Source organism: Agrobacterium sp. SORGH_AS_0440 (genome assembly GCF_031453135.1).
Taxonomy (GTDB): Bacteria; Pseudomonadota; Alphaproteobacteria; order Rhizobiales; family Rhizobiaceae; genus Agrobacterium; species Agrobacterium pusense.
Map to the genome: position 1 here is coordinate 667,341 of NZ_JAVIYR010000002.1, position 24,877 is coordinate 692,217.

Sequence of the window (24,877 nt, forward strand, 5' to 3'; positions counted from 1 at the left end):
CAAATTATTTCCCGATCAGGCCGGACGATGTAACGGAGTAAGACAATGGCAGAGGTCAGCAAGAACCAGGTGGAAAAGGCTCTGGACGCCGTCATCTATCCCGGCAGCGGCAGAAGCATCGTTTCCCTCGGCATGGTCTCGGAAATCTTCATCGCAGATGGAAAGGCCTATTTCTCGATCACCGTCCCGGCCGACAGGGCGGCCGAGATGGAGCCGTTGCGCCTGTCCGCCGAACGGGCGGCGAAGGGCGTTCCGGGTATCGTCGGCGCGGTCGTGGCGCTGACTGCCGATCGCAAGCCCGGCCAACAGCAGCCGGCGCCGGCGCGTCCCGCCGCGGCAGCGGGCCGGCCAACACAGCAGCCGGGCTCGTCCAAGGTGGGCGTCCCCGGCGTCCGCGCCATCATCGCCGTCGCATCGGGCAAGGGCGGGGTCGGCAAATCGACGACATCAGTCAATCTTGCGCTCGGCCTTCAGGCGCTTGGCCTGAAGGTCGGCATGCTGGATGCGGACATTTACGGGCCTTCGCTGCCGCGGCTCCTCAAGATTTCCGGTCGTCCGAAACAGCAGGAGGACCGCATCATTCTTCCCATGGAGAATTATGGGCTGAAGGTCATGTCCATGGGGTTTCTGGTGGATGAGGAGGCCGCGATGATCTGGCGCGGGCCAATGGTGCAGTCCGCCCTGATGCAGATGCTGCGTGAAGTCGCCTGGGGCGAGCTCGACGTGCTGGTGCTGGATATGCCGCCCGGCACGGGTGATGCGCAGCTGACCATCGCCCAGCAGGTGCCGCTTGCCGGCGCGGTCATCGTTTCCACTCCGCAGGACCTCGCGCTGCTCGACGCGCGCAAGGGCATCACCATGTTCCGCAAGGTGGAGGTGCCATTGCTCGGCGTCATCGAGAACATGAGTTACTTCATCGCACCTGATACCGGCGCCCGCTACGATATTTTCGGCCACGGCGGCGCGAAGGCGGAAGCCGAAAGGATCGGTGTGCCGTTCCTCGGCGAGGTGCCGCTCACCATCGCCATCCGCGAAATGTCGGACGCCGGAACGCCTGTCGTCGTTGCCGACCCGGATGGTCCACAGGCTGCGATCTACCGCGAGATAGCGAAAAAAGTCTGGGAGCGTATTGGCGCCGGTGAAAGAAAAGCGGCTCCAAAGATCGTTTTCGAATAAGCTACGGACGGCCGGAAAAACCGCAAAGCGCACCTGCGCTGTGAATAGTCCTGTAAAAACAGAAGATTGGTGGCCAGTAACGGTGCGGTTTCTGGCCATGAAATCCAGAAGTGCTTCGTCTGCAAAGCTGTCGCGAAAAAATATTGCTTGATTGCATCTCGCTTTGGGCGCATACGCCTGCGCCGTTTGGCTCTTGGTCCATCGGGCTGGCGCGATATGACGTTGCGCCTGTTTCGGTGGTCCCTGAAGTGTCGTCCAAAGGTTTGCCGACAGCAAACAGGATATGTTAAGCAGCATTGCGGCTAAGGCCTGCAATGTGGAGCGGAGAAACGGATTGATAAAAGCCTATCGCGCCAATTGCGAGGCGATCAGCCTGTCGTCAGACGACGGCTCCGTACAGATTCCTGATGACATCGTCTGGATCGATCTCGTCAACCCGGACAGGGCGGAAGAGCAGCATGTGGAAAAGCTGCTGCAGCTCGATCTGCCGACGCGTGAGGATTTGAAGGATATCGAGCCCTCCAGCCGTCTCTACATGGAAGACGGCAATGTTTTCATGACCGCATCGCTGGTGTGGAAGGCGGATTCGGACGACCCCCGCCTCACAGATGTCGCCTTCATCCTCGCCGGCACGCGCCTCGTGACGATCCGTTATGCGGAGCCGAAATCATTCCACCTTTTCATTGCCGCCATCACCCGCGCGCCGCACGAGATGCGCAGCGGCACGGCGCTGCTTTTGAAACTGCTCGAGACAATCGTCGATCGCACGGCCGAAATTCTCGAGAACTCGGTCGCCGGCATCGACAATCTCGCCGCAGACATTCTCGGCAGCCAGGCCCGTTCCAAGCGCAAGGCGCCGCGTTATCTCGAAGACCGCCTGACCAACATCGCCGCGTATCACCGGCTGATCTCGAAGGTCCGCGATAGCCTCGCATCGCTGGCGCGCCTGCAGACCTTCCTGTCCACCAGCAGCCAGGTTCGGGAAGACAAGGGCGCGAGGGAACAGGGCAAGTCGATTTCCCGTGACATACAGTCACTGACGGAGCACGCATCCTTCGTTTCCGGCAATCTTACGTTCCTGCTGGATGCCTCGCTCGGCATCATCAACATCGAGCAGAACAGCATCATCAAGATATTCTCCATCGCTTCGGTGGTTTTTCTGCCGCCCACGCTGGTGGCTTCGGTTTACGGAATGAACTTTCAGCTCATGCCGGAGTTGAACTGGACATTTGGTTATCCACTTGCGCTGATCGTCATGGTGATGTCCGCAATCATCCCGTTTCTCTTTTTTCGTTGGAAGGGCTGGCTCTGAGGAGCCAGGATCATCATGTCCCAGATCGCTGACAAGGATGTTGCCGAGAAGCCGGATGCAGACGACGCTCACAAGAACAAGGGGCTTTACGCCGCTATCCTTGGTTCGATTGGCGTCGTTTACGGCGATATCGGCACCAGCCCGCTCTACGCCTTTCGCGAAGCCCTGCGGCCCATCGCCTATGACGGGGTGACGCAGGAAGAGGTCATCGGCCTCACATCGCTGATGATCTGGTCTCTGACGATCATCGTCACCTTCAAATACATCACGCTTTTGCTGCGCGCCGACAATGACGGCGAGGGCGGTACGCTGTCGCTGCTGGCGCTGCTGATGAAGACGGCCGGCACCCATCGCAGCGTTCTTATCGTGCTTGGCCTGATTGGCGCGGCGCTGTTTCTCGGCGATGCCATGATCACCCCGGCACTTTCAGTGCTTTCGGCGGTGGAAGGCCTGAAGCTCGTCACCCCGGAGATGGACGCCTTCATCATTCCGATCTCTGTCGGCATCCTGATTGGCCTCTTCGCCATCCAGTCCCACGGCACCGGCACGGTGGCAAAATTTTTCGGACCGATCACCGCGGTCTGGTTCATCGTCATGGGCCTTGCAGGCCTCATTCATATTGCTGACGACTTCAGCATTCTCTTTGCCTTCAACCCGTGGCACGCGGTCGAGTTTCTGGCGAATGAAGGTTTTTATGGCATTGTCGTACTCGGCGCGGTGTTCCTGACGATCACGGGCGCAGAAGCGCTTTATGCAGACCTCGGCCATTTCGGCCGCCGCCCCATCCAGTGGGCGTGGTTCTGTCTGGTATTCCCGGCGCTGACGCTGAACTATCTTGGGCAGGGCGCGCTGGTGCTGAAAGACCCGGCGGCCATGTCCAATCCCTTCTATCTGATGTTCCCGCAATGGGCGATCCTGCCCGCCGTCATTCTGGCGACCGCCGCGACAATCATTGCCAGCCAGGCCGTTATAACGGGCGCCTTCTCGCTGGTTCGCCAGGCGATTCACCTCGGCTACCTGCCGCGCATGGAAATTCTCTTCACCTCGGAAACCAATACCGGGCAGATTTATCTTCCGGCGGTCAACACCATCCTGCTTTTCGGTGTCGTTGCCCTGGTGCTCACCTTCAAGAGCTCGGATGCGCTGGCCACCGCCTATGGTATTTCGGTCACCGGTGCGATGGTCGTCACCAGCCTGATGTTCTTCGAGTTCGTGCGCAAACGCTGGCAATGGTCGATCTGGCTTGCCCTTGCGGTGCTGACCCCGCTTTTGGTGCTGGAACTGATCTTCCTCGGCGCAAACCTTCTGAAAATTCACGATGGCGGTTACGTGCCGGTGCTGCTGGCGATTGCCTTCACGGTCATCATGACGACTTGGCAGCGCGGTTCGAGAATCCTGTTCGCCAAGACGCGCCGCATCGATGTGCCGCTGAAGGCCTTCATCGCCTCGGTGGAAAAGGAAAGCGCCCATGCGCCGGTGCGCGTACCGGGTACGGCGATTTTCCTCACCGGCGATCCGGAAACGGCGCCGGCGGCTTTGCTGCATAATCTGAAGCATAACCACGTCCTTCACGACAAGAACGTCATCCTGACGATCCGCACCGAGGATCAGCCGCGCGTTCATCCGGCAGATCGTTATACGTTGACGAAGATGAGCGACCGTTTCGCCGTGGTCGAGCTGCATTTCGGCTTCATGGAAACCCAGAATGTTACCCAGGCGCTGGGCTATCTGCGCCGCACGGGCTACAAGTTCGACATCATGTCGACCTCCTTCTATCTCGGTCGCCGCAAGCTGGTTCCAGATCCGAAATCGGGCATGCCGGGCTGGCAGAACCGCCTGTTCATCGCGCTCGCCGAAACGGCAGCCGATCCCTCCGACTATTTCCGCCTGCCTGCCAATCGGGTGGTGGAACTCGGTTCGCACGTCGTGGTGTGACGAAGTGGCATGCCCTCAATGTAGCTGGGCGATCTCGTTCTCTCTGTCATACCGGCCTTGAGCCGGTATCCAGCCAGCCCAAGTCCTTGGGGTGAAGGGGTCTTTACGCCGCGCCGACGCGCGACGGCTGGTTCCGGCTCGAGGCGGAATGACGGATGAGGAGATGCCCTGCGGCGCAGTTCTGATCGGCACATGCGAACTCGACTCCACGCCACACTCATTAGCATTCCCTCACACATTAACGTGAAGACACCTTCCTGCGCGGCGTTAACCAACCATCAAGGTTAATAAGAGATTCTCGAACACCTGTAGAAAATTCGGTTGTCGGTGTTCGGAGTGCTGGTTTTGCGTTCGAAAAGAGTAATGCGTCGTCGGTCCCCCGTGTCCTTTCAGGGATGGGCGTCCAAGTGGACGTCACCCGTCGTCTTCGGCCTGGCCGCCTGGCTTGTCTTTCCCTCCCTCGCTGCGCGTGCCGATCTCGCCTCGCTTCTGGCGGGCCTCGACAAGGGCGGCGAACAATGGCGCATGGTGCTGACTGCCTCCCCGGCGGGCTCGACGCATAACGCCTCCCTGACATTCAACGATGCGGAAGGGGACGAGGCGCTGCATGGCGGCGGCATGACCCTGCCAAATGGCAGCAAGGTCGCGTTCGTCACCAACAAGAAGGGCGAGGCAACGACGCCGGACAGCGAGCGGGTGAACCGCGCCGCCAAGAAGGGCCGCATCGTCGCCACCGAAATCATGCAGCCGCCGAAGGCCTTCACCGCCGGTTCGGTGCTGCAGCGCACCTCGATGCTGGATATCGAGCCGCTGAAGCGCAAGGATCGCACCGCCTTCGTCAAGCCGAAGCGCGGCAAGGATGTCGAACTCGCCTCTTTCTATTTCCGCCGCGAGGAAAAGAAGGCGGACAAGAGCGTCTCGCCGATGCTGGCGGAACTCGTCACTAACCGCACGCCGGACATCCTGGCGACTGCCTATGCGCCCGCCGAACCGGATTTTGCCCGCGAGTCTCCCTTCGACGCCATTCTGAAGAAGCCCGAGGCCGGCCGCTTCGTACCGCAGATCAACCCAGATGACCACGCCTGGGCCGCAACGCCGCTGCCGGCAGCCGTGTTTTCTCCGGCCGAACAGCAGTGCCTTGCATCGGGCATCTATTTCGAGGCGCGCGGTGAGTCCGTTAAAGGTCAGGCGGCGGTGGCGCAGGTCATCCTCAACCGGGTGCGCAATCCGGCCTATCCGAAAACCATCTGCGGCGTTGTCTACCAGAACAAGGACTGGCGCAATCGCTGCCAGTTCTCCTTCGCCTGCGATAATATCAAGGACCGGGTGAATTCCGAACGCCACTGGAAGATGGCCCGCGAAGTGGCCATGGCGACCACGGCCGGCAAGATCTGGCTGAAGGAAGTTGGCTCTGCCACCCACTATCACGCCGTTTACGTGCGTCCCGCCTGGGGCAAGTCGATGAAGAAGGTCGGCAGAATCGGCCTCCACGTCTTTTACCGTACCTATGGTGGCGGCTGGAGCTGATACCACCGCCAATTTGTCGCATTTTGCGTGTCAAAAATGCCGATTCCCAGGTGAAACATCGCCCTCAAACCGTGATTTCTAGTCAAGCCATTGTTTTTGCATGATTAATTTGTGCCTAAACAACCGCTCGCAGTGCCTTGACTAGAGAAGCCCCTAAAACTATGTTGCGCGCGACTTCAGAGCGGGCTGGAACAGGCTTAATCCGTCACCGTTTACAACTCCAAAGGGTTCTGGCATGGCTGGAACGGAGAAAATGGGTGGGATTTTAGGATGACTGGCAACCGTGACGATAGTCTGGACGAGCGCCGCAAACGCCTTGCTGACGAGTTGGCAAAGGTGAAGGCGGAGGATGAGGCGGAAGTGAGGGCGGAGACCAACGCTGCGGAGAGCCGGAAGGGCTTTGCGATGGCGGTTAAGCTCTCATCGGAGTTCATTTCGGCCATCGTGGTCGGCGCTATGCTGGGTTATCTTCTGGACTATTTTGCCGGCACGACGCCGTGGGGGATGATCGTTCTTCTTCTTCTCGGTTTCTGCGCAGGCGTATTGAATGTGTTGCGTTCGACGGGCGCGGTGGCCAAGCCGCCGCTGCTTGAGAAGGCGGACAGACGAGACGAGGGTGGAAAACGCGGCCTTTGAGGCTGTTTTTCCTTACAGTTGAGATGCCGCGACAGGCGGCGACAGGTAAAGAGGGCAGCCGGTGGCAAACGATCCGACCCATCAGTTCTTGGTGCAGCCGATCATTCCGATCGAAATTGGCGGCGTCGATTTTTCCTTCACCAATGCGTCGCTCTTCATGGTCGCGACCGTGGCTGCTGCTTCGGGTTTTCTTTATTTCGCAACGTCGAACCGCGGCCTGATCCCCACCCGCATGCAGTCCGTTGCCGAAATGTCCTATGAGTTCATCGCCTCCATGCTGCGCGAAGGCGCCGGCAAGAAGGGCATGGTGTTCTTCCCCTTTGTTTTCTCGCTGTTCATGTTCGTGCTGACGGCAAACCTGCTCGGCATGTTCCCGTATTTCTTCACGGTCACCAGCCAGATCATTGTCACCTTCGCGCTCGCCTGCCTCGTCATCGGCACGGTCGTGGTTTACGGTTTTTATAAGCACGGTCTGCATTTCTTCGGCATTTTCGCCCCCTCCGGCGTGCCCAAGGCGCTTCTGCCGCTTGTGGCGTCGATTGAAATGATCTCTTTCCTGTCGCGCCCGATCAGCCTTTCCGTTCGTCTTTTCGCGAACATGCTGGCCGGCCACATCACGCTCAAGGTTTTCGCAGGCTTCGTCGCCTCCATGAGCGCGCTTGGCGCGCTCGGCGTCGGCGGTGCAGTCCTGCCTCTCATCATGACGGTCGCCATGACCGCTCTCGAATTTCTCGTTGCCTTCCTGCAGGCTTACGTCTTCGCGGTACTGACTTGCATGTACCTGAACGACGCCGTGCATGGTGGTCACTGAGAAGTAAAGTCGCTGGCCCCGGCAACGGGCGTCAAAAACAGCCGCAACAACCAATATCTCAAGGAGTCTCACATGGAAGCGGAAGCAGCAAAGTACATCGGCGCAGGTCTCGCATGCCTCGGCATGGCTGGTACGTCCCTCGCACTCGGCCGTATCTTCGGTGATTACCTGTCCGGCGCACTGCGCAACCCCTCTGCTGCCGACAGCCAGTTCGGCCGTCTGGTATTCGGCTTCGCCGTTACGGAAGCTCTGGGCATCTTCTCGCTGCTCGTTGCTCTCCTTCTCCTGTTCGCTGTCTAATATCGGCATCAGGTCTGGATCACGGCCCGCAACATAGCGTGCCGTGATCCTTCGCATTTGCAGTCCCCCTGGAGGTGAGCATGTTCGTGACCGAGGCTTATGCCCAGTCAGCACCGACCGTAGGTGAAACGCATACGGAAACTCCGGCCGTTGGCCAGCCGCAACCGGAAGCCAGGCACACGGAAACCGGTGTAGCGCATGGCGCCGAGCACGGTTCTTCCGGCGTTTTCCCGCCGTTCGACCAGTCTACTTATGCATCGCAGGTCCTGTGGCTGGCGATTACGTTTGGCCTTTTCTACCTGCTCATGCAGAAGGTCATCGTTCCGCGCGTCGGCGGCATTCTGGAAAACCGTCATGGACGCATCGCACAGGATCTCGACGAAGCGGCACGGCTGAAAGCTGAAGCTGACGCGGCCGTCGAAACCTATGAAAAAGAACTCGCGGCAGCCCGCGCCAAGGCAAGCTCGATCGGCGCCGCGGCCCGTGACGCCGCCAAGGCGAAGGCCGATGCCGATCGCGCCGCTATTGAAGCCGGTCTCGCCGAAAAGCTTGCCGCCGCCGAAAAGCGCATTGCCGGCATCAAGGACCAGGCTTTTGCCGACGTCGGCGCCATCGCCGAAGAAACCGCGACCGCAATCGTCGACCAGCTGGTTGGCGCAAAGGTCAAGGACACGGACGTCAAGGCAGCGATTGCCGCCGCTTCGAACGTGAAGGGAGCCTGATATGGCATTTGATGCATCATTTTTCGCTCTCGTCGGTCTCGTCCTTTTCTTCGTCCTGATCGCCTATCTCAAGGTTCCGGGCATGCTCTCCAAGTCTCTGGACGAGCGCGCGCAGAACATTCAGGACGAACTGGCCGAAGCCAAGCGCCTGCGTGAAGAGGCCCAGCACCTGCTGGCCGAATATCAGCGCAAGCGCAAGGAAGCCGAAGCCGAAGCCGCCGGCATCGTTGCCGCCGCTGAACGCGAAGCCGCCGCATTGACGGAAGAGGCCAAGCAGAAGACGGAAGAATTCGTCGCCCGCCGCACGGCCCTTTCGGAACAGAAGATCAAGCAGGCCGAAGAAGACGCCATCGGCGCCGTCCGCGCCGCCGCCGTCGACATCGCCATTGCCGCTTCAGAGAAGCTGCTGGCGGAGAAGACGACAGCTGCCGCAAAGGCCAAGCTTTTCACCGCCACGATCGGCGAAGTGAAGTCGAAGCTGAACTGAGATTTATCTCGGTATTGTTCAAAACCCCTCCGGCCCCGCCGCGAGGGGTTTTTTGTTTGAGATGGTAAAGCTGGTTAGGATTGGGTGCCGCCTGCACTACGAAAATGCGGCATTCGCTAACAGGCATTTCTCTTAGGGTGGCGGTAACTGGCTGCAATGTTTTTGATGCAGATTTCTCATCGCTTTGCTCCAATACTTGGCATGGTTTGGACGCACCGAAAGCATCGGAAGGCCCTTAGCAAACACTGCCCGCAAAGGGTTGACTATGACAGAGGCAACTATCATAAGCCGGACAGTTAAGGGGAGAGTTCTCGTTGAACCAGATAGCCATCTTCAGCGGTAGTGCGCATCCCGAACTTGCGAAGGAAATTTGTTCCCACCTCGGCGTGCCGTTGCATCCGGTGCGCACTAAGCGCTTCTCCAACGATTGCCTTGAGGTCCAGCTGCAGGCAAACTGCCGGGAGCAAGATGTCTTTATCGTCCAACCGCTCAGTGCGCCTGTGCAGGAAAACCTGATCGAGCTGCTCTTGATGCTCGATGCGGCGCGTGGTGCGTCGGCCTCACGCATCACCGCAGTCATTCCGCACTTTTCCTATGCTCGCTCCGATAAGAAAGATGCGCCAAGGATCTCCATCGGCGGTCGGCTGGTCGCAGATCTCCTAGTTACGGCAGGTGCCAGCCGCGTGCTCACCATGACGCTGCATTCCCCCCAGGTCCACGGCTTTTTCAGCGTGCCTGTTGATCAGCTCCACGCCTTGGGCGAGCTCGCCAATTATTTCTTCCGTTATGATCTCAGCCGGGCCGTCGTCGTTTCCCCCGACCTTGGCAATGCCAAGAACGCGGCCGCCTTTGCAAAGCGGCTGAATGTGCCTGTCGCGGCCGGCGCCAAAGAACGGGTGAGCGATACCCAAGTGCGCATCTCGGCGCTGATCGGCGATATCCGAAATCGCGACGTCATTGTGCTCGATGACGAGATCGCCAGCGGTGGCTCCATTCTTGAGCTGCTCCAACATCTGCGGGCCCACGGCGCACGCACCATCCGGATCGCCACCACGCACGGAATTCTCGCTGGCTCTGCAGTTGCCCGGCTTGCCGCGGAACCGGACGTGCTTGAGATCGTGTGCACCAACACGGTGCCCATCGCTGCCGAAAAGCGCCTTCCCAAGCTTACCGTGTTGTCTGTCGCACCGGCTCTCGCCGAAGCAATGCGCCGGATTAATTCGGGGGATTCCGTTAGCGCGCTTCTGGCCGAGGACATTGCTCCGGCCCAAGTGATCACCGCGTCTCAAAGCAAATGAAGTGAGCATTTCTTTGGACTGCCGGACTAGAGATGTCCTCAGGTGGCGCCGCCGTCACGTCCGCGCTGCGGCCAGAACTTCACCATTTGTCATCAATCCCGCTTCAGTGGCCGAAAGCTCATCCTGTGCAGCGCGCAAGGCCCGTGGCTTTCGATGGCGCGCAGGTGGGCCGGTGTGCCGTAACCGGCATGCCCTTCGAAGCCATAGGATGAATGCACGACACCCGCACGTTCCATCATCCGGTCGCGGGTCACCTTGGCGACGATTGAGGCGGCGGCGATGGAGAGGGAGCGGGAATCGCCCTTGATGACGGCCTTGGCTTCGCAGGTGATGCCTGGCGGCCTGTCGCGGCCGTCGGCCAGTACGAGGGCGGGGGAAATTTCGAGGCCGAGGACGGCGCGGCGCATGGCGTCGAGGCTGGCGCGCAGGATATTCATCGTGTCGATCAGGCCCGGGCCGGAGGAGGCGACCGATACGATCGAGGTTTCCATGATCTGGACGAACAGGCTCTCGCGCTTTTGCTTCGTCAGTTTCTTGGAATCATCCATTCCGTCAGGAATATTGTCCGGATCGAGAATGACGGCGGCCGCAACCACAGGGCCGGCGAGCGGGCCACGCCCTGCCTCGTCCGTGCCGGCGACCGGCCAGAGGCCCTTCTTTCGCGCTTCCAGTTCGAACGAGAAATCCGGGCCGGTATCGGCAAGATCAAAAAGGGCAGGAGAATCGGGTGTGGCCGTGCGTTTCATGCGGCGAAACTGGCACACACACCCGATCTCCTGCAAGCCCCCGGAAGCGGGCGATGACAGGCACGATGAGCCGGGGTCAAGGGGCGTGGCTCACCGTGCCCAAGGTCGTCATGACCTTTTATCCTCCAGCAGGGCGGCGGAGGAAAAACGATCGCACGCGAGGCGGCGGTTCCAGGGGCGATGTCCGGCGGGCCAGGGAAAACCAGCCGGGCATTTCGTCGAGAGCAACACGATGAGACGGTTGCTCCTGTCATTTTGAATTCCGTTTATTAAAAGCTCACAGCACCTCGTATTGTCGGCAAGTCATCCCCCATGTTCGATGTCCTCTCGGGCTTGACCCGAGATCCTGTCGCGCTCGGTTCACGTTCCAAGGGCGAGCCCGAGGGTAGCGTCTGGTTCATCACGGGCATTCGTTACCTTCAGTCACTTTCACCATGCGGCTCTCAAAGCAGAGACAATTGCACCCCGGCACCGCCCGGAGGCACGAACAGGTCGTCACGCAGGTTGATGCCGCGGCGGATGAGACCAAGTCTTTTGGTCGCCATCTCGAATCGCCTGCCGATCTGCCAGGCATAAGGGCCATCACCCTTCATGCGCTTGCCGAACTCCGCGTCATAATCCTTACCGTCGCGCATGGAGCGCACCAGCGACATGACATGACGGTAACGGTCCGGATAGTTGCGCAGCAGCCAGTCACGGAACAGCGGGCTTACCTCCAGCGGCAGCCGCAAAAGCACATAGGAAGCCTCGGTCGCGCCAGCAGCCTTGCCGGCCTCAAGAATGCGCTCGATTTCATGATCGTTAAGCGCCGGGATGACGGGTGCCATCATCACCGCCACCGGAATTCCGGCATCCGTCAGCGCCTTGACGGCCTCCAGCCGCTTCTCCGGCGTGGCGGCGCGCGGCTCCATCGTGCGCGAAAGCTTGCGATCCAGCGACGTGACGGAAATGCCGACCTTGACGAGCCCCTTTTTTGCCATTGGCGCGAGAATATCAATATCCCGCTTGATCAGCGCCGATTTGGTTACGATGGCGATGGGATGATCAGCTTTGGCCAGCACTTCCAGTATCTGCCGCATGATGCGCCATTCGCGCTCAATCGGCTGGTAAGGGTCGGTATTGGTGCCGATGGCGATTACCCGCGCCTTGTAGCCGGGTTTCGCCAGTTCCCGTTCCAGAAGCTTGGCCGCATCAGGCTTGGCAAACAGCTTGGCCTCGAAATCAAGTCCGGCCGAAAGGCCCATGTAGCTGTGAGTGGGTCTGGCAAAACAGTAAATGCAGCCATGTTCGCAGCCCCTGTATGGATTGATGGAACGATCGAAGGGGATATCGGGCGATTCATTGCGGGTGATGATGCTGCGTGGCTTTTCCACCTGCACCTCGGTGCGGAACTCCGGCATCTCTTCCAGCGTCTGCCAGCCATCGTCGAAGACCTCACGCTGCAAGGCTTCGAAACGTCCGTCGGGATTGAGCCCCGCACCACGGCCGCGGCGACGGTCAATCTCGATGCGCAGGCCGGATGCATCGGCCAGCGCATTGGCAATGTCAGGCATATGGCTCGGCTGGAAGGCAGCCTGCCCCGAAAGCGAATGATTTCTCATCTGGATGCTCCCAAGACGTCGCACGCCTTTCGAGGCACGCTGAACGCCCTAAACCGTTTCCATCCTGAGAGGCCTCATCGCCCCTCGAATGATTAAATTCCTACATCACGAATGAGAACATTACAAGAACAAAATTGTAAATTTGGCTCCTTTTGTACTGCCGGGGCCAGCGCCAGGACGGGCACGCCGGCACCTGAGATCGCGGAGAGCGACATCAACCCCCGCGGATTTTACCGCGACGAGCATGGTGGCAATTTATTGTGCGATGCGTTAGAGCTATGCACATGTTGACAGTCATAATGGAATGCCGGGATCAGGAGCCGGAACTGGCGCATACGCTGTCTGCGCTTGTCACCGGTGCCGTGGAAGGGCTTGTAAGCGATGTTGTGATTCTCGATCACGGTTCGCGCGATGGATCGTCGCGTGTGGCCGTTGCGGCCGGCTGCCGTTTTTATGGGCAATGGGAACTGGAGGATATCGTCAAGTCCGCGCGTGGCGGCTGGTTGCTGCTGATCGAGCCGGGCGCACGCCCGCAGGCAGGCTGGATCGATGAAATCCTGGAATATGTCGCGATCTGCGAACAGCCAGCGCGCTTTTCCCCATCACGTTATCACCGGCGGAATGTTTTCAGCCGTGTCCTGCGCCGCACCCCGCCGCTGGAGCATGGTTATCTCCTGCCGAAGAAGCACGCGATGTCGATTGCGAAATCGGGCATGAGCCTGACGCAATTTGTCGGCGCGCAGAAGCCGCGCCGGCTGAATGCGGAAATGGTGCCCGCCTGGGCATTGCGGGCTTCGGCCTGAGGCGGGAAGGGTTATTCCGCCAGCACCTTACCGGGGTTCATGATTCCGGCGGGATCGAATGCGTGTTTGATGCGCCGCATCAGCTCCATTTCGATGCCGGGCCGGATGGCGGCCAGTTCGTCGCGCTTTAACTGGCCAATGCCGTGTTCGGCGGAAATCGAACCGCCCAGCGACAGCACGATGCCGTGCACGATTTCGTTCATGTCCCGCCAGCGGGCGAGGAATTGCGCCTTGTCCGCCCCCACCGGCTGGGAAATATTGTAATGGATGTTGCCGTCGCCCAGATGGCCGAAGGCGCAGACACGGGCGCCCGGGATGGCAGCAAGAACCGCCTTTTCCGCCGTCGCCATAAACTCCGGTATTCTGGAAACCGGGACGGAGACATCGTGCTTGATGGAGCCGCCCTCCGGCTTCTGCGCATCCGACATGCTCTCGCGCATGTGCCACAGTGCCTGACGCTGGGCTTCGGAGGCGGCGATCACGGCATCCTCGACCAGTCCGGCCTCAAAACCACGCTCCAGCAGCAATTGCATCATCGTATCCGCCGTCTCGGCCGAATCGGAGGTGGAGATGTCGATGAGTGCGTACCAGTCATGGGGCTGTTCCAGGGGATCGCGCACGCCGGGAATATGTCTGGCGGTAAACTCCACGCCAATCCGTGGCATGAGCTCGAAGCCGGTCAGCGCCGTGCCGCAGAGGTTTGACGCCATCTCGAACAGCTTCAGCGCATCTTCGGTTGAGGTCAGCCCGGCGAAGGCCACCTGATGGCCGAGTGGCTTCGGGAAAAGCTTCAGCACCGCGCCGGTGATGATGCCGAGCGTGCCTTCGGAGCCGATGAAGAGATCACGCAGATCGTAACCGGTATTGTCCTTTTTCAGCCGGCGCAGCCCGTTCCAGATCTCGCCTGTCGGCAACACCACTTCGAGCCCGAGGCAGAGCTGGCGCATATTGCCATAAGCAAGCACTGCGGTGCCGCCGGCATTGGTGGCGAGATTGCCGCCGATGCGGCAGGACCCCTGAGAGCCGAGCGACAGCGGAAACATGCGTTCAACCGAATCGGCGGCTTTATGGATGTCATCGAGAATGCAGCCGGCATCGGCAACGATGATATTGGCGACGGGATCAATATCGCGAATGCGGTTCATGCGCTCCAGCGAAAGAATGATGTCAGTTCCCCCGGCGCGGGGCGTTTGCCCGCCGACAAGGCCGGTATTGCCCGTCTGCGGCACGATTGGGGTACCCGTCTCGCTGGCGAACTTCAGGATGGCCGATACTTCCTCGACCGATCCGGGTTTGAGGAGCAATGGCGAAGCGCCACGATAAAGCCCGCGATTTTCCACCAGCCGCGGCGCCATCTCTGCCGCATCGCGCACCGCATTCCTGTCTCCGACAATGGCGGTAAAGCGGTCGAGGATGTCGGAGGAGGGGACGGTTGTCATCAGGCGTCTCTCTGTCATTTGAAACGGTGGGCGAATGGTCGGCGGGCCTCAGCTCCGCGGTGCGGCGGCGCGGGAAAGGCGGTCATTGATCGCCTCTCCAAGACCGTGAGTGGGAATGCTGGTGATGGCGATGCTGTCTGCGCCGCTTGCATCGGCGGCCTTGAGGTAATCGAACAGGTTGGCGGCGGCCTCGGAAAGATCGCCGGAGGGGCTGAGATCGAAAACGGCGCGGGCGGTCTCTTCACCCGAAACCGGGATACCTTCGAACCGGATCAACGCTTCGCCAGGCGAAACCGATGTGGCGTTGAGGCGCACGGCGGCGCCGGGGGCATAATGCGAAGCGAGCATGCCTGGCGCCTCGATGGCCGCCGACGCTTTTTCAGAACGTTCAAGCCGCTTGCCCGCAACACGCTCTATTTCGGCCGTGACGACGCCGCCAGGACGAAGCAGGCGCACCCTTCCATCTTCTTCCACCTTGACGATGGTGGATTCGACGCCGACCGAAGCCGCCCCGCCGTCGAGAATGAGGTTGATTTTCTGACCGAGATCGGCCTCCACATGGGCGGCGCTTGTCGGGCTGATCTTGCCGGAACTATTGGCGCTGGGGGCTGCGAGCGGTTTGCCGAACCGGCGGATAAGATCGCCGGCAAAACCTTGCGGTACGCGAATGCCGACCGTATCGAGCCCGGCCGTCGCCAGCGCATGAATATCGCTTGCCGGTTTCAGCGGCAGCACCAGTGTCAGCGGGCCGGGCCAGAAGGCCTCTGCAAGATCAAGCGATATGGGATCGAAAATGGCGTAACGTTCCGCCATGGCGATATCTGCCATGTGGCAGATCAACGGGTTGAATTGCGGCCGGCCTTTGGTCTCGTAGATACGGGCAATGGCTGCAGGGTTGGTGGCATCGGCGGCAAGGCCGTAAACGGTTTCCGTCGGCAGGGCGATCGGCTGGCCGGCGGCAAGCTCCGTGACGGCTGCTTGAAGGGCGGTTTCCCGCTCGTTTTCAATATGGATGTGACGCGCCATGATGCTGCCTTTCAGGGCGGTCAATAGCGTATTTCCGGGCAGAATGGAAAGCGCTAATGCACATTGTCCGAAACGGGTCGTCGGTTTCGGGAGAACGACATGCCTAAGAATGAAAGATGAAGTCCCTGGGGGCTTTGTCGCTGCTATATCGCCTTGATGATCCTGCGCATCTCCTCCGAGCGCGCGCCGAGCATGAGGACGTTTTTCAGCGCCACGCGCGGATCGTGTGTCTGGAACAGCAGGCCGCCGCGATGGACGGATGTATCGACGGCGATTTCCTGATCGGGAAGGGCGTTGATGGCGACAGCGAAATACATCCGCGAATAACGCGCATCGATATTTTCGAAGAAGTTTTCGGCACCGCTCAGTTCCGCGAAGAAATTCGCGAAATAGAAGGACCATAGCACGTGACGCTCTGCATCGAAGCTGGTCGTCGCCGCCGTGACGTGGCAATAACCCAGATGCGGCCGGTCATTCAGCAGATGGTGAAACACCATTTTCGGAAAACGGATGGACTGGTGAAAACCGTTCAGGCGGCTGTGGGTGGCATCGGCGGCAGCTTCCAGCTTTCGCCCGGTCAGCGCAGCCACTTCGTCATGGCTGTAGTAGACGCGTTCTTTCGGCAGCCACCGCTCTTCGTAACGGCTGATGCGCCCTGTCCGCAAAAAATCGGAATGCGCGGTCTTCGAGCGTATCGGTGTGACCGAATGCCTGCTCGCATCGAAATAGCGTATGCGTGTCGCCTTCTCCACCGGGAACACCCTCGTTGCTGTCGATCCGGTAAGATAATTTAGGGTGCGTTAATACTCCGTTGCGCTGCAGCCCCTGTTTTTTGATGGGTGGGCAGTGGCTGCGCCATCATGCGTCATATTGCGACGTCGTTGCAGGCGGTAAATAGTTGCCGGATTTTGCAGTGGAATGGCCTGAAGACGCCGTTCGGACATGTCGCAATTTGTCGCCAATGCGGAAGCCGATGTCGCTGTCTGTGCTGCCGCAAATGACCGCCGATGATTAGATGAGGACATGCTTCCGCAGCCCCCGCAAATGGTGTCGGGCAGGGCGGTTTGATCGAGGATTTGGCCATGGAATTGCGTGATACCGTATTGCGCCAGCTGAAAAACCGCCGCGAAGGTTTTAGCCTGGAACAGCCCTTCTACACGGACCCGGATTACTTCAAGCTGGATATGGAAACCATCTGGTATCGCGACTGGCTGTTTGTCGGCCATGATTGTGAGGTACAGAAGTCCGGCAGCTATTTCACCGTGCAGATCGGCGCCTATTCGGTTGTCATCGTTCGTGGCCGCGACGGGCAAATCCGCGCGTTCCACAATTCCTGCCGCCATCGCGGCTCCCGCGTCTGCACCACGCAGAAGGGCCAGTCGGCGCGTCTGGTCTGTCCCTATCACCAGTGGACCTACGATCTTGACGGCAAGCTGCTTTTTGCCCGCCACATGGGCGAGGAGTTCGACAAGGGCGATTTCGGCCTGAAGCCTGTCGCCTGCGAAACCGTCGCTGGCTACGTCTTCATCTGCCTCGCCGATCAGCCGGCGGATTTTGAGCCCATGCGCGCCGAAGTGGAGAGCTACATGGCGCCGCACCGCATATGGGAAGCCAAGGTCGCGCATGAGAGCACCATCATCGAAAAGGGTAACTGGAAGCTCGTCTGGGAAAACAACCGCGAGTGCTACCATTGCGCCGCCAACCATCCGGAACTCTGCCGTACCTATCCCGAAAACCCGAGCGTGACGGGAACGGATGGCGGGGCAAGCGACCCCGAGATCGGCGGCCACTGGGCACGCTGCGAAGCAGCCGGCCTGCCCAGCCGTTTCAAGATTGACCCGAAGGGCCAGTTCCGCGTGGCGCGCATGCCGCTGATCGGCGAAGCGGAAAGCTACACAATGTCGGGAAAACGCGCCGTGCGCCGGCCGCTGTCGGACGATGTCAGCATCAGCCATATCGGCGCGCTGCTCCTGTTCCATTACCCGACGACCTGGAACCACTTCCTCGGCGACCACACCATCTCCTTCCGCGTGCTGCCGCTCAGCGCCAACGAGACGATGGTCACCACCAAATGGCTGGTGCACAAGGATGCGGCGGAGGGCGTGGATTACGATCTTGAGGATCTCACCCATGTCTGGAACGAAACCAACGATCAGGACCGCCGCATCGTCGAGGAAAATGCCTTCGGCATCCGCTCGCCCGCTTATGAGCCCGGCCCTTACTCCATGGAGGACGAGGGCGGCGTGATGCAGTTCGTCAACTGGTACGCCGATTTCATGATCGACCGGCTGTCCGGCGACAAGGCCCGGCTTTCGGCTGTAGCGTGAAGATGAACATGGTCGTGACATATAAGCATATTGACGAGATGAAGCCGTGGAGCGACAAGCTCCAGCTGCTGGAATGTATTTCGGTAACCCCCGAAACACAGGATGTGATGACGTTCCTGTTCCGCTCCGAGGATCAGAACTGGTTCCGTTATCTGCCGGGCCAGTTCGTCACGCTGGAACTGCCGGTGGGCAAGGAGCCGCTTTACCGCACCTACACATTGTCCTCCAGCCCGTCGCGGCCCTATTCGCTGTCGGTCACGGTCAAGGCGCAGGCCAACAGTATCGGCACGCGCTGGATGTTCGACAATCTGAAGCCCGGCATGAAGATCCGGGCGCTTGGTCCGCTCGGCGATTTTTCCTACGTCAAGCATCCCGGGGACAAGTATCTCTTCATCTCCGCGGGCTCCGGCGTCACGCCGATGATGTCGATGGTGCGCGACATGAGCGACCGCGCCCCGCAAAGCGACATTGCCTTCATCAATTGCTCGCGTACACCCGGCGATATCGTCTTCCGTCACGAGCTGGAATATCTCGCCCGCTTCATGCCGAACCTGTCGCTCGGCTTCATTGTCGAGAAATGTGGACGCACCGATCTGTGGTCCGGCCTGAAGGGCATGGTCGACAAGGCCAAGATCGCGCTGCTCGCCCATGACTTCATGGAGCGTACCGTCTTCTGCTGCGGGCCGGAGCCGTTCATGGCCGCCGTCCGCTCCATGCTTGAAGCCTCCGGCTTCGACATGGGCCGTTACCATCAGGAAAGCTTCTCGCCTGCTGCTCCCGTCGCCGTCGGCGAGAGTGTTCTCACCGATGATGGCGAAGCGTTGTCGATGGTGGGTTTTACCCTTTCCGGGAAAGAAATGCCCTGCCAGCCCGGGCAGACCGTTCTGATGACGGCGCGTGCAGCCGGTGTGCGGATCGGCGCAGCCTGCGAATCCGGCATCTGCGGGACTTGCCGGGTCTTGAAACTTTCCGGCGAGGTGGAGATGAACCACAATGGTGGCATTCTCGATGAGGAAATCGAGGAGGGCTATATTCTCGCCTGCTGCTCGCGGCCTTTGACCGATGTCAAGGTGGAGGCATGATGCCGGCAGGCGTTTGAGGCTTTCCTTCCATCACCATTGTCTGGAACCAAATTTCCGTAAATTCGTTTGCACGTCATCCAATTCTTCTCGGGCATGAAGCGGGGCTGACCCTAATCTCCGAAAAGAGTGAGTGGGTGAAAAGCGTGGGTCAACGCGCTGAAGCAAACGGAGGAAGATCATGATAAATTTCCGGACAACGAGTGTCGCCACGGCCCTCGTCGTGTTCCTGACCAGCTTTACGCCGTCGCAGGCGTTCCAGGTTCCTGTGCCGATCCAGAAGCCGGCGGTTTCCACCGACAATGTCGTGCAGGTGCAATATCGCGAATGGGACCGTCGACACGATCGCCGTCACGGCGACCGCATGTATCGCCCGCGCCCGCCGCGTGACGGCTATTATAATGGCCACCGTGGTTACCGCGACCGCCGTCCGGGTTACCGTTATCATAACGGCTACTGGTTCCCGCTTGCCGCTTTCGCCACCGGCGCCATCATCGGCGGCGCGATTCAGCAACCCCGTCCGGCCTATGGCGGTAGCCATGTATCCTGGTGTCAGAATCGCTGGCGCTCGTATCGTGCTTACGACAACACCTACCAGCCCAACAGCGGTCCGCGCCGCATTTGCGTGTCGCCTTACAGCCGCTAATCGCACAAGCAGAAGCCCGGTCTCTACCGGGCTTTTGTCTGGCCCTGAAACGCCGTGGTTTTGATAAACGAAGCGTGATCGGACCGTTAATCGTAGGTTCAGCCACACGTCCCTAGGCTGTAGAAGTATACGACACCGCCCGGACAAAGGCGGAATAGAACAACAGAAATTCACGTCTTACGGCCTGTCGACCGTCGTGAATGGAGGAAGTCAGATGAAAAGCTATGTGAAGAATATCCTGGCTGTCGGTCTTTCTGCAATCGTGGTTGCAGGAGCGTTTGTTCCGGCCGAAGCCGCCATGCCCCTGCCTGTAGCGCCGAAGAGCGTTCAGACCTCGGGCAACGATGCCAGCAAGAATATCGTGAACGTGCAATATTGGCGTGACCGTGACGGCTGGGGCGATCGTCGCGGCTGGTATCGCGGTCACCGCGGTTACCGCGATTATCGTCCGGGTTACCGCCACCATGACGGTTACTGGTTCCCGCTCGCAGCATTTGCAACGGGCGCAATCATCGGCGGCGCTCTTTCGCAGCCGCGCGAAGTCTACCGTCCGGTGCCGGAATATCGCCCGCGCCCGGTCTATCGTGAGTATCGTCCGGTCCGCCGTGGCGGCATGAGCCAGGCGCATGTGAACTGGTGCTATGGCCGCTATCGCTCCTACGACGCCTATAGCAACACGTTCCAGCCGTATAACGGTCCGCGCCAGACCTGCTATTCGCCCTACGGCTGATAGGTTGGCCAAGACCGAGATTGACAGAGCCGTCCGGTTTCGACCGGACGGCTTTTTGCTGTCACAGGATACGCGCGCGTTTCAATACGAACCAGGCGAGCACGACCGAGATGACGATGAAGATGCTGGCCGCCATGGTGCCACCGGTACCGACCGTGAACGGCAGCTCATCCGTGTTCATGCCAAAAAAGCCGGTTACCAGCGACGGTGGCAGCAGGAACGCCGTCATCAGCGACAGTATATAGAGATGCCGGTTGGTTTCAGACGAGAGTTTTGAATCGATTTCTTCGTGAAGCAGCCTTGCGCGCTCCTGCAGGGCATAGACGTCATGATCGACAGCCTCGAGGCGCCCCATCAGCCGTGAGGCGACATCCTCGAAACCGTCAGGCATCTCGTCGTCATCCGCGGCCGAAGCCCGCCGCATCAGGGTGAGGACGGTGCGCAAATGCCGGTGCAGGCGCACCACCGTGCGGCGCAGCGGTGCGAGTCGTCGCCTTTCGTCGCGGGTCTCGCTGTCATAGACCAGATCCTCGATGGCGTTCAGTTCTTCCGTCGTCTCCATGACCAGATTGATCAGCGAGCGCTGGAATTCGGCGACAAGGCCTTCGAAGACGTGGGAAGGTGTGAGATAGCGGTTGGAGTTCTTGTCGACTGCCGCCTTTAGCCGGTCTACCGAATGCAGCGGCTGAAGGCGGGTGGTGATGATGAAACGGTCGCTCACCGCAAAATGCAGCCAGCCGAAATCGCGCGTTTCCTTGTCGAATTCCCGTTGGAAATCGACCAGGGTGCCGTAGAGCGATTTTTCGTCGACAACAATGGACGGATGCGTTTCGTGGGTGGTGAGGCTTGCCCGTGCTGCCGGATCGAGCCCCTCAACCGTCTCCAGAAAGCCCGCCACGCGCTGATCGGCGAGATTGAGATGCAGCCAGAAGAACCCATCGCGTCCCGCCATCTCGTCAAAGCCGGCATCGGGCGCCAGCCTGCGGCATGGGGCCTTCCCGGGTTGAAATTGATAGGCCCACACGAGGCCGGGAATGGTGGGCGTTATGAGGTCCATCGTGGCAGTCCTGATCGGCGGGATGGGAGGAGATGGGTGCCCGTCGCACCAGGAGGAGGCGAAAGGAGCGCGTCAGGGCACCGTCAACATGCTGAGCAAATTCATATGACAGTTTTATAACAAGCCCGTCGAAATACCGGGAATTTTCAAATTGACGTTTACGTAAAAATCATTTAGCCCGAAGGCAGTAGCAGGATACAAGAGCTTCGGGAGGAGGCAGCATGTATAGCGCGCCGGTGGATGATATCGCCTTTACACTCAAACATGTAGCGGGTCTCGGAGACGCGCTTTCCAGGGGTGTGCTGGGAGATCTGAGTGAAGATCTCGTCGATGCCATTCTGGAGGAAGCCGGACGTTTCGCCACCGGAGAGGTCGCGCCGCTCGCCGAAATCGGGGACCGTCAGGGCGCAAAACTTGCCGATGGCAAGGTGACGACGCCCGATGGCTGGGCCGATCTTTACCGTCGCTGGGCGGCGGCGGGCTGGAACAGCCTGACTGCCCCGGAAGAATTCGGCGGCCAGAACCTGCCGCATATGCTGAATGTTGCAGCGCTCGAAATGTGGAATTCCGGCTCCATGGCCTTTGCGCTGGCACCGACGCTGACAATGGGCGCGGTGGAAGCCATCGTTGCCCACGGCAGCAACGATCTCAAGCGACGCTATCTGCCGAAACTCGTCTCCGGCGAATGGACCGGTACGATGAACCTGACCGAGCCGCATGCGGGTTCCGATCTTGGTGTCCTGAAGACCCGGGCGGAGCGCAATGGTGACGGCACCTACCGCATCTTCGGCCAGAAGATTTTCATCACCTGGGGTGAACACGACGCGGCTGATAATATCATCCACCTCGTTCTCGCCCGTCTTCCGGATGCGCCGGCGGGAACGCGTGGCATTTCGCTGTTCCTCGTGCCAAAATTCCTGCCCGATGAAAACGGCGCGCCGGGCAGCCGCAACGATCTTTTCTGCCACTCTCTCGAACACAAGCTCGGTATTCACGGTTCGCCGACCTGCACCATGATCTTCGGTGACGGCAAATTTGGTGACGAAAAGGGTGCGCTCGGCTGGCTGGTCGGCGAGGAGAACAAAGGCCTCGCCTGCATGTTCACCATGATGAACAACGCCCGCCTTGCCGTTGGCATGCAGGGCGTGGCGATCTGCGAGGCGGCGACCCAGAAGGCGATCGAATACGCGAGGGAACGCACGCAGGGTAAGGCGCCCGGCTGGCAGGGTTCGGGCATGAGCCCGATCATCGAACATCCTGATATAGTGAGAACCCTTCTGACAATGAAGGCGCTGACGCAAGGATCACGGGCGATTTCCTTCAGCTGCGCGCACGCCATCGACATGGCGCATGCGACTGAAGACGCCCGGCAGCGCGCTCACTGGCAGGAGCGCGCTGCCCTTCTGACACCGATCGCCAAGTCCTTTTCCACCGATGCCGGTGTCGATGTCGCATCCATGGGCATTCAGGTGCATGGCGGCATGGGCTTCATCGAGGAAACCGGCGCGGCGCGTTATCTGCGTGATGCCCGCATCGCGCCGATCTACGAGGGCACCAACGGCATTCAGGCCATCGATCTGGTCCTGCGCAAGTTGCCGCTCTCCGAGGGCGCGCAGGTCCGCGGTTTCATCGCCGAACTGCGTGAGATCGCCGCCCGCACGGCTGCATCGAACCGTGACGATCTCGGAGAGACCGCCCGTTATCTCGATGCCAGCCTCACCGATCTGGAAACGGCAACCGACTGGCTGCTCTCCCGCATCAAGGCGGGCGAAACCGAGATGGCACTTGCGGGCGCCACGCCCTATCAGCGTCTCTTCGGTCTGGCCTTGACGGGCGCTTATCTCGCCAAGGGCGCATTGGTCTCTGTCGATGATGGCAGGGGCGGGCATCGTGCCGCGCTTTGCCGTTTCGCGGCGGAAAACCTGCTGGCGGAAACGGCGGCGCTGAAGGACCGCATTATGTCAGGCGCGGCAAGCCTTGCCGCCGCCCGTACTGTTTTGGCTTGAGGAGCTTCAGATGTCGGACGAACATATTCTTGTCGCGCGTATCGGCCATGCGCCTGACGTTCTGACCATCCGCTTCAACCGACCGGAAAAGAAAAACGCCATCACCGATGCCATGTATCTGCGCATGGCCGAGGCTTTGCACTCCGCCAATACGGATCCGGACATCCGCGTCGTTGCCTTTCTCGGCACGGAAGGCTGCTTTTCCGCCGGCAACGACATGGCTGATTTTCTCGCCTTCGCCATGTCAGGTGGAAAGGGCAAGCTCGCTGCCCTCGAACTTCTGAAAGCGCTGGTCGCCTTCGAAAAACCGCTGGTATCCGGTGTCGATGGGCTCGCCATCGGCATCGGCACGACGCTGAACCTGCATTGCGACCTGACGGTCGCTTCCAGCCGCAGCCTGTTCAAGACACCCTTCGTGGATCTCGCATTGGTGCCGGAAGCGGCCTCCAGCCTGCTCGTGCCAAGGCTCATCGGCCACCAGCGCGCCTTTGCGCTGCTCGCGATGGGTGAGGGTTTTTCCGCCGAGCAGGCATTGCAGGCCGGGCTGATCTGGAAAGTCGTTGCCCCGGAACATGTCGAAGCCGAAACGCTGGCGCTTGCCACCCGCCTTGCCGCCAAACCGCAGCAGGCGCTGAAGATCGCTCGCGATCTGGTCCGCGGCAACCCCGCCGATATTCTCGCCCGCATCGAAGAGGAAGGTCGTCATTTCATCGCGCAGCTGCAAAGTGCCGAAGCGCGCGCCGCCTTCGAGGCATTCATGCGTCGTTAAGTGTGCGGGCAGGAATTCCTTGCGATTAAGAAACCGGGCAATATGGCTTGGGTTAGATAACGCACCGTCATTGTCCGAAGGCCACCCACATGCGTCACTTCGTTTTCGCCCTGACTGTCTTCCTATCCGCCGCGACGATTGCTGAAGCGGCGGCGATGACACGCGCTCCAGCGGCTTCCACCAACGATGTCATTCTGGCGCAGTCCACGGACGACGATAGTCCGAACTTCTATTCCGGCAATAACCGCGACCGCCAGCGCCGCGCGCGTTTCGTCTGCGTCATCACCCCCCCGGACAGCGCCAACCGCCGTCGGCCCTATATCTGCCCGCTGGAGCGCGGCCGTGTGGGCGGTGCCTGCCGCTGCTCGGGCGTGGTGGGCAACGGCACGGTCGATACGACCTGGTAAGACTCCCAGGCTTCATCTCCACTCTCATTCCTGTGAC

At 60.1% G+C, this 24,877-nt stretch carries 24 protein-coding genes; 18 read left to right on the top strand and 6 right to left on the bottom strand.

Going from position 1 to position 24,877, the window contains the following annotated elements:
* Window positions 1–45 precede the first annotated feature (45 nt).
* From QE453_RS12485 to QE453_RS12530, 10 genes are all read left to right on the top strand, one after another.
* Window positions 46–1,176 carry an Mrp/NBP35 family ATP-binding protein gene (locus QE453_RS12485; RefSeq protein ID WP_184285272.1) on the top strand — a complete coding sequence of 377 codons (1,131 nt, stop codon included), beginning with the start codon at window positions 46–48 and terminating at the stop codon, window positions 1,174–1,176.
* Between the two features lie 334 nt (window positions 1,177–1,510).
* The gene (gene corA / locus QE453_RS12490) at window positions 1,511–2,488 is read left to right on the top strand and encodes a magnesium/cobalt transporter CorA (RefSeq protein ID WP_309777153.1); all 978 of its coding nucleotides are present in this window, start codon (window positions 1,511–1,513) and stop codon (window positions 2,486–2,488) included.
* Window positions 2,489–2,503: 15 nt separating this feature from the next.
* Entirely contained in the window at window positions 2,504–4,423 is a 1,920-nt protein-coding gene (locus QE453_RS12495; RefSeq protein ID WP_004440255.1) for a potassium transporter Kup, read from the top strand.
* Between the two features lie 363 nt (window positions 4,424–4,786).
* Complete coding sequence (locus QE453_RS12500; protein ID WP_035209376.1) at window positions 4,787–5,950, top strand: cell wall hydrolase; 1,164 nt, start codon at window positions 4,787–4,789, stop codon at window positions 5,948–5,950.
* Between the two features lie 270 nt (window positions 5,951–6,220).
* Window positions 6,221–6,586: an AtpZ/AtpI family protein gene (locus QE453_RS12505; protein ID WP_022555707.1), complete on the top strand. Its 366-nt coding sequence runs from the start codon at window positions 6,221–6,223 to the stop codon at window positions 6,584–6,586.
* A gap of 61 nt (window positions 6,587–6,647) precedes the next feature.
* Complete coding sequence (locus tag QE453_RS12510) at window positions 6,648–7,397, top strand: F0F1 ATP synthase subunit A (RefSeq protein ID WP_004440258.1); 750 nt, start codon at window positions 6,648–6,650, stop codon at window positions 7,395–7,397.
* Window positions 7,398–7,469: 72 nt separating this feature from the next.
* A complete protein-coding gene (locus tag QE453_RS12515) occupies window positions 7,470–7,697 on the top strand; it encodes a F0F1 ATP synthase subunit C (protein ID WP_003494147.1) in 228 nt (75 codons plus the stop codon).
* Between the two features lie 80 nt (window positions 7,698–7,777).
* Window positions 7,778–8,419 (top strand): F0F1 ATP synthase subunit B, encoded by a 642-nt coding sequence (locus tag QE453_RS12520; protein ID WP_309777154.1) that lies wholly within the window; start codon window positions 7,778–7,780, stop codon window positions 8,417–8,419.
* Window position 8,420: 1 nt separating this feature from the next.
* A complete protein-coding gene (locus QE453_RS12525; protein ID WP_004440269.1) occupies window positions 8,421–8,906 on the top strand; it encodes a F0F1 ATP synthase subunit B in 486 nt (161 codons plus the stop codon).
* 314 nt (window positions 8,907–9,220) lie between these two features.
* On the top strand, window positions 9,221–10,204 hold the full coding sequence (locus QE453_RS12530) for a ribose-phosphate pyrophosphokinase (protein ID WP_004440272.1): 984 nt from the start codon (window positions 9,221–9,223) through the stop codon (window positions 10,202–10,204).
* Between the two features lie 92 nt (window positions 10,205–10,296).
* Here QE453_RS12530 and QE453_RS12535 read toward each other — a convergent pair whose 3' ends face one another.
* A complete protein-coding gene (locus QE453_RS12535) occupies window positions 10,297–10,950 on the bottom strand; it encodes a ribonuclease HII (RefSeq protein WP_072494030.1) in 654 nt (217 codons plus the stop codon).
* A gap of 443 nt (window positions 10,951–11,393) precedes the next feature.
* The gene (locus QE453_RS12540) at window positions 11,394–12,551 is read right to left on the bottom strand and encodes a PA0069 family radical SAM protein (protein ID WP_309777155.1); all 1,158 of its coding nucleotides are present in this window, start codon (window positions 12,549–12,551) and stop codon (window positions 11,394–11,396) included.
* A 284-nt stretch (window positions 12,552–12,835) separates the two neighbouring features.
* On the opposite strand from QE453_RS12540, the gene QE453_RS12545 reads away from it, so the two are divergent.
* On the top strand, window positions 12,836–13,354 hold the full coding sequence (locus QE453_RS12545) for a glycosyl transferase (protein WP_309777157.1): 519 nt from the start codon (window positions 12,836–12,838) through the stop codon (window positions 13,352–13,354).
* Window positions 13,355–13,365: 11 nt separating this feature from the next.
* Here the strand turns inward: QE453_RS12545 and QE453_RS12550 are convergent, their stop codons facing one another.
* From QE453_RS12550 to QE453_RS12560, 3 genes are all read right to left on the bottom strand, one after another.
* Window positions 13,366–14,793, bottom strand: a complete 1,428-nt coding sequence (locus QE453_RS12550) for an FAD-binding oxidoreductase (protein WP_022555711.1) — start codon at window positions 14,791–14,793, stop codon at window positions 13,366–13,368.
* A gap of 48 nt (window positions 14,794–14,841) precedes the next feature.
* A complete protein-coding gene (locus QE453_RS12555; protein ID WP_153776761.1) occupies window positions 14,842–15,819 on the bottom strand; it encodes an L-threonylcarbamoyladenylate synthase in 978 nt (325 codons plus the stop codon).
* A gap of 143 nt (window positions 15,820–15,962) precedes the next feature.
* Window positions 15,963–16,571: a DUF6656 family protein gene (locus QE453_RS12560; RefSeq protein ID WP_004440288.1), complete on the bottom strand. Its 609-nt coding sequence runs from the start codon at window positions 16,569–16,571 to the stop codon at window positions 15,963–15,965.
* A 330-nt stretch (window positions 16,572–16,901) separates the two neighbouring features.
* Here QE453_RS12560 and QE453_RS12565 point away from each other — a divergent pair, with 330 nt between their 5' ends.
* The 4 genes from QE453_RS12565 (at window position 16,902) to QE453_RS12580 (ending at window position 20,601) form a co-directional block, all read left to right on the top strand.
* Complete coding sequence (locus QE453_RS12565; RefSeq protein WP_309777159.1) at window positions 16,902–18,146, top strand: aromatic ring-hydroxylating dioxygenase subunit alpha; 1,245 nt, start codon at window positions 16,902–16,904, stop codon at window positions 18,144–18,146.
* Window positions 18,147–18,154: 8 nt separating this feature from the next.
* Window positions 18,155–19,228, top strand: a complete 1,074-nt coding sequence (locus tag QE453_RS12570; protein ID WP_004440293.1) for a hybrid-cluster NAD(P)-dependent oxidoreductase — start codon at window positions 18,155–18,157, stop codon at window positions 19,226–19,228.
* Window positions 19,229–19,406: 178 nt separating this feature from the next.
* Window positions 19,407–19,871 (top strand): BA14K family protein, encoded by a 465-nt coding sequence (locus QE453_RS12575; protein ID WP_004440296.1) that lies wholly within the window; start codon window positions 19,407–19,409, stop codon window positions 19,869–19,871.
* Between the two features lie 214 nt (window positions 19,872–20,085).
* A complete protein-coding gene (locus tag QE453_RS12580) occupies window positions 20,086–20,601 on the top strand; it encodes a BA14K family protein (RefSeq protein ID WP_309777160.1) in 516 nt (171 codons plus the stop codon).
* A gap of 61 nt (window positions 20,602–20,662) precedes the next feature.
* Here QE453_RS12580 and QE453_RS12585 read toward each other — a convergent pair whose 3' ends face one another.
* Window positions 20,663–21,658, bottom strand: a complete 996-nt coding sequence (locus QE453_RS12585) for a transporter (RefSeq protein ID WP_004440300.1) — start codon at window positions 21,656–21,658, stop codon at window positions 20,663–20,665.
* A 221-nt stretch (window positions 21,659–21,879) separates the two neighbouring features.
* Here QE453_RS12585 and QE453_RS12590 point away from each other — a divergent pair, with 221 nt between their 5' ends.
* The 3 genes from QE453_RS12590 (at window position 21,880) to QE453_RS12600 (ending at window position 24,840) form a co-directional block, all read left to right on the top strand.
* Window positions 21,880–23,664, top strand: a complete 1,785-nt coding sequence (locus tag QE453_RS12590; protein WP_309777161.1) for an acyl-CoA dehydrogenase — start codon at window positions 21,880–21,882, stop codon at window positions 23,662–23,664.
* A gap of 10 nt (window positions 23,665–23,674) precedes the next feature.
* Window positions 23,675–24,433 carry a crotonase/enoyl-CoA hydratase family protein gene (locus QE453_RS12595; protein WP_112553351.1) on the top strand — a complete coding sequence of 253 codons (759 nt, stop codon included), beginning with the start codon at window positions 23,675–23,677 and terminating at the stop codon, window positions 24,431–24,433.
* Window positions 24,434–24,522: 89 nt separating this feature from the next.
* The gene (locus QE453_RS12600; RefSeq protein WP_309777163.1) at window positions 24,523–24,840 is read left to right on the top strand and encodes a hypothetical protein; all 318 of its coding nucleotides are present in this window, start codon (window positions 24,523–24,525) and stop codon (window positions 24,838–24,840) included.
* Window positions 24,841–24,877: the final 37 nt, after the last annotated feature.

Bases quoted from the DNA above. Each gene is read 5' to 3' on its own strand.
- QE453_RS12485 (WP_184285272.1), top strand. From the start codon at position 46: ATGGCAGAGGTCAGCAAGAACCAGGTGGAAAAGGCTCTGGACGCCGTC.
- QE453_RS12495 (WP_004440255.1), top strand. From the start codon at position 2,504: ATGTCCCAGATCGCTGACAAGGATGTTGCCGAGAAGCCGGATGCAGAC.
- QE453_RS12500 (WP_035209376.1), top strand. From the start codon at position 4,787: ATGCGTCGTCGGTCCCCCGTGTCCTTTCAGGGATGGGCGTCCAAGTGG.
- QE453_RS12505 (WP_022555707.1), top strand. From the start codon at position 6,221: ATGACTGGCAACCGTGACGATAGTCTGGACGAGCGCCGCAAACGCCTT.
- QE453_RS12515 (WP_003494147.1), top strand. From the start codon at position 7,470: ATGGAAGCGGAAGCAGCAAAGTACATCGGCGCAGGTCTCGCATGCCTC.
- QE453_RS12520 (WP_309777154.1), top strand. From the start codon at position 7,778: ATGTTCGTGACCGAGGCTTATGCCCAGTCAGCACCGACCGTAGGTGAA.
- QE453_RS12525 (WP_004440269.1), top strand. From the start codon at position 8,421: ATGGCATTTGATGCATCATTTTTCGCTCTCGTCGGTCTCGTCCTTTTC.
- QE453_RS12535 (WP_072494030.1), bottom strand. From the start codon at position 10,950: ATGAAACGCACGGCCACACCCGATTCTCCTGCCCTTTTTGATCTTGCC.
- QE453_RS12540 (WP_309777155.1), bottom strand. From the start codon at position 12,551: ATGAGAAATCATTCGCTTTCGGGGCAGGCTGCCTTCCAGCCGAGCCAT.
- QE453_RS12545 (WP_309777157.1), top strand. From the start codon at position 12,836: ATGTTGACAGTCATAATGGAATGCCGGGATCAGGAGCCGGAACTGGCG.
- QE453_RS12550 (WP_022555711.1), bottom strand. From the start codon at position 14,793: ATGACAACCGTCCCCTCCTCCGACATCCTCGACCGCTTTACCGCCATT.
- QE453_RS12555 (WP_153776761.1), bottom strand. From the start codon at position 15,819: ATGGCGCGTCACATCCATATTGAAAACGAGCGGGAAACCGCCCTTCAA.
- QE453_RS12565 (WP_309777159.1), top strand. From the start codon at position 16,902: ATGGAATTGCGTGATACCGTATTGCGCCAGCTGAAAAACCGCCGCGAA.
- QE453_RS12570 (WP_004440293.1), top strand. From the start codon at position 18,155: ATGGTCGTGACATATAAGCATATTGACGAGATGAAGCCGTGGAGCGAC.
- QE453_RS12575 (WP_004440296.1), top strand. From the start codon at position 19,407: ATGATAAATTTCCGGACAACGAGTGTCGCCACGGCCCTCGTCGTGTTC.
- QE453_RS12580 (WP_309777160.1), top strand. From the start codon at position 20,086: ATGAAAAGCTATGTGAAGAATATCCTGGCTGTCGGTCTTTCTGCAATC.
- QE453_RS12585 (WP_004440300.1), bottom strand. From the start codon at position 21,658: ATGGACCTCATAACGCCCACCATTCCCGGCCTCGTGTGGGCCTATCAA.
- QE453_RS12590 (WP_309777161.1), top strand. From the start codon at position 21,880: ATGTATAGCGCGCCGGTGGATGATATCGCCTTTACACTCAAACATGTA.
- QE453_RS12595 (WP_112553351.1), top strand. From the start codon at position 23,675: ATGTCGGACGAACATATTCTTGTCGCGCGTATCGGCCATGCGCCTGAC.
- QE453_RS12600 (WP_309777163.1), top strand. From the start codon at position 24,523: ATGCGTCACTTCGTTTTCGCCCTGACTGTCTTCCTATCCGCCGCGACG.